This is a genomic window from Paenisporosarcina sp., from assembly GCF_049671445.1.
Classification (GTDB): Bacteria; Bacillota; Bacilli; order Bacillales_A; family Planococcaceae; genus Paenisporosarcina.
In genome coordinates this window covers 1-3888 of record NZ_JBATUX010000136.1, presented here as the reverse complement: position 1 = coordinate 3888, position 3888 = coordinate 1, and the positions used below count along the sequence as shown (strand labels likewise).

General features: G+C 38.5%; 3 protein-coding genes and 2 pseudogenes. 4 read left to right on the top strand and 1 reads right to left on the bottom strand.

Annotation, left to right across the window (positions count from 1 at the left end; all coding sequences use genetic code 11):
• Positions 1-504: 504 nt before the first annotated feature.
• Complete coding sequence (locus tag WBG45_RS16545; RefSeq protein WP_424416177.1) at positions 505-813, top strand: hypothetical protein; 309 nt, start codon at positions 505-507, stop codon at positions 811-813.
• Between the two features lie 85 nt (positions 814-898).
• The gene (locus tag WBG45_RS16540; RefSeq protein WP_424416176.1) at positions 899-1291 is read left to right on the top strand and encodes a VOC family protein; all 393 of its coding nucleotides are present in this window, start codon (positions 899-901) and stop codon (positions 1289-1291) included.
• A 395-nt stretch (positions 1292-1686) separates the two neighbouring features.
• On the opposite strand, the gene WBG45_RS16535 is transcribed toward WBG45_RS16540, so the two are convergent.
• Complete coding sequence (locus tag WBG45_RS16535; protein ID WP_424416175.1) at positions 1687-2910, bottom strand: MFS transporter; 1224 nt, start codon at positions 2908-2910, stop codon at positions 1687-1689.
• A 182-nt stretch (positions 2911-3092) separates the two neighbouring features.
• On the opposite strand from WBG45_RS16535, the pseudogene WBG45_RS16530 reads away from it, so the two are divergent.
• Both WBG45_RS16530 and WBG45_RS16525 read left to right on the top strand, forming a co-directional pair.
• Positions 3093-3368, top strand: a pseudogene (locus tag WBG45_RS16530) (VOC family protein); the annotation flags it as partial.
• A gap of 402 nt (positions 3369-3770) precedes the next feature.
• Positions 3771-3888, top strand: a pseudogene (locus WBG45_RS16525) (VOC family protein); the annotation flags it as partial.

Here is a 3888-nt window from a genome sequence, read left to right as displayed (position 1 = left end):
CTTAATCCTAAGACGACTTGAAAATGGCCCACTCCCTACAGCTTTTCAGCTGATTGAGTAATGAAGTTGAATACTTCCTAATGCATTTTGTTTACTTCCTGCAATTGAGGAAATATTGTTATGTTTGTAGAATTCTCAAGAGAAAATACATATAATAGGTTATAGTTGCACTAAGGAAAGTTTTTTTACATAAGGAAACAAAAACAAGTTTTCTTACATGATTATTATTTAGGAGGTATTTTATGTTTGTAGGATTTTTAAGAGAAAATGCAATTGCTTCTTATTCATTAACTGTAGGGTTTTGGGCGACTTCTTTTTATGTTTGTAAAATTCTTAAGCGAAAATGCATAGCATCGTTTTAAATGGGGTTTAACGATATTTGCGTAAGAATCTTACTTAGTGAGTTTACAGAACTCCGCTTGAATAGCCTAGAAAGGTTAAGCAGTTTAGTTAATGCTCATACAGATTTAGAACAAACGGGTTTACATCCGGGTGGTAAGTTATATGGGGTTTGATGTCATTTTATATAATGCTGAAGGTCGTAAGCTCGAACTATTTGAACTAACAGAAGATCTTCATTATGAAATATTCAATTCTAAGAAGCTATGGCGAAGTTACTTGGCGCTTAGAAGATTAAGCGATTTTTATCGGACTGATGAAACTTTCTCAGGAGATAGACTAGACAAATTAATAACAGATTTAAATAATTACAAAATGTATATTTCATCTAATAACCTTATCGAATACCAAGAATTTATTGACCGACTTACCACGAGGTCAGATATTGATAAAGTCCGTATTGTGGGCGATTAAGTAACCCTGGGACGCAAACATTTCGCATTTTCTTCCATACTAAAAAAGTGATACAATTTCAATAAACTTCTAGGGAGTGGATTGTATGATAAATAAAGTCGGTCAAATTATGTTGTATGTTAATAACCAAGATGAAGCAGTGAATTTCTGGACAGAAAAAATGGGGTTTGTTGTAATTTCTGAAGAAGACAATGGTCATGGAATGCGATGGATTCAAATCGCTCCAACAAAAGAAGCTGAAACAAGCATTATTCTTCATAACAAGGAATTCATTGCGAAAATGGAGTCGGGAATCAATCTTGGAACACCTTCATTAATGTTTTTCACAGATGATATCGATAAATTATTTAACGACTTATCTACTAAAAATATTACCGTTGGAGAAATGGTAAATATGCCTTCTGGAAGAGTATTTAACTTTGCGGATAGTGAAGACAATTACTTTGCGGTGATGGAAAAAATAAATGGGGCTGTCTAATAAGTCCCTAATATAAAATAAGTGGAGAAAAGTGAGTCATTTTTTCGCAAATACATTCGAACATTGTAAACAGTTATAATTCTGTTTTGCTCATGACGAAATTATGGTTGATTGAAGTGGAAGACGGCGACTCCAGCGGGAATAGCGTGAGGAGAAGACCCCGCAGGCGAGCTTGCTCGTCGAGGAGGCTGAGACCATGCCCGCGGAAAGCGTCCGTCTGAAACGGAAATCGACCTATTCTAAATAAAAAAGAGAACTGCTCTTTGTCATATTTCATGACTTTTAGGACAGCCTCTTAATCTGCTACTTTAACAATTTATTAAACTAAAAGACATCACCAATCAGCATTGTGCCTGATTGGTGGTGTCTTTTAGTTGTTTGTTCTTAGTCAAGCATCACTTAGAAACCGGCTCTGAAGTCATTTTCTGATCTCGAGGGAGTGCAAGTCCTACAAGTCCTAATAGTGGTAAAAACGAAATGATGATCATCGTCGGATAGATACCAATATGGTCCATTAATATGCCGATTGCGACGGCACCAATTGCCCCCATGCCAAAAGATAACCCTACTGTTAGCCCCGCCATTGTCCCGATTTTACTTGGAACGAGTTCTTGTGCATAAACCACCGTGACTGAAAAACTTAACATGATGAAAAATCCTATAAGTATTAACAGAAATATAACGGCAGGGAGTGCTACATACGGCAATAGAAGGGCTAAGGGAATTGGGACTAAAAGCGATAGGACGATGACATTTTTCCGCCCCATTTTATCTGCCAATGGTCCTCCGAAAAATGTCCCTACCGCCCCGACTGCTAGAAATAGGAAGATTATGAGCTGTCCTGTTTGAATCGTTAACCCGTAAGCTTCTATTAAATGAAAGACATAAAAGCTTGTTATGTTCGTAACGTAAATGGACCTGGCGAAAATAATCATCAGTAAAAGACCAAGTGCGACACCTATTTGTTTATTCGTTAAGTTGGCCATGGAAGACAATATTACTCTTTTGCGATTTAGTAATTTTTCTTGCTCTAACTGTTCTTTATACCAAGCTGAAATCTTCATTAATATATAAATACCGAGCGCTGCGACTAATAAAAACAGAGCGGCTCCCCTTTGACCAAGTGGAACTAGGATAAATGCACTGATGAGTGGGGCTAATGCTTGTCCAGTGTTTCCACCCACTTGATAAATGGATTGTGACAGACCTCTTTTCGTTCCAGCTGCCATAAAAGACACACGAGACCCTTCAGGATGGAAAATAGCAGAACCCAGTCCTACGAAAATGACGGATACGAGAATCATCCAGTACTGCGGGGCAAATGCTAGGCCAGCCATCCCGAATAATGACAGTGTCATTCCAAATGGAAGTGAATAGGGCCTTGGTTTTAGGTCACTAAAATAACCGACAACCGGTTGTAGCACGGAAGCGACCATATTCAAGGCGAAGGCGATTAACCCTAACTGTGTAAACGTAAGTCCAAGATCTTTTTCAAGAACAGGAAACATCGCCGGAATGACCGATTGGAGCGAATCATTTAGTAAATGGACACCACCTATCGCAAATATGATTGGATAGACTGGATTGGAAGCCAGTGAAGTTGTTTTTGCTGTTGTCATAATACACCCACAATCCTTCTAGACTCGAAATAAATAGATGAATCTAGTATAGCAACCCCTTTGAAAGAATGAAAGATGCTTTATCTTAGGAGCATTCATCCAAAAGGCGTAGAATTCTTTCATCCTATTGTACATATTGTTTTGTCTAAGGGATTTTGTAAAATTGAATTGAGGTGTTGAAAATGAAAATTCTAAGAATCGTGTTGGAGACGAGCAATATTGAAAAGATGAAAAAGTTTTATACAGAAATGTTGGAAATGCCAATCTTAAGAGCAAGAGAAAACTTCTTTACAGTTAGAGCTGGAAGTACACATATCACGTTTCAGCAAGGCAGCACGGATGAAGCTCGACTGTATCATTTTGCTTTAAGTACGAATCTTTCTTTCTTTGAGTATATGTTCACGAAGCTGAAAGAAGCGGACGTAAATCTTTTACCTAATTCGGAGGGTCAATTAAGCGGGTACTGGAAGGGCAAACAAGTATATTTTACTGACCCAGATGGCAATATTGTCGAGATTTTAGTGCGGGAGATTCTTGATGGTGGAGTTAATCCATGTTGGCATGATGTCTGTGAAATTGGATTTCCTGTTGAAAGTGTTGAGGACGTCAGTGAGTTCCTATCACCGATCAACAATGTGAATCATGCAGAATCTGATACTTTTCGGTTTTACGGGGATGAAGTTGGAACTTTTGTTTTGGTGAAAGAAGGTCGTAACTGGTACCCCACAAATCGACCCGCTACGATCCATCCAATTGTGGTTGAAGTGGAAGAAGAGCACGATCAAGTTTTGAAGCATTCGAGTTTACCTTATATCGTGAAAGTGAAAAGTTCTTGGTCCAAGGAACTGCCAGTTGTTCAGATGAGAATCGCTAGACCAACCGATCAACTGGATAGGATTATTGAGTTTTATGAAACTGGGCTCGGGCTGAAGAGAGTCGGTGAGTTCAGGCAACATAATGGCTATGACGGAGTGATGT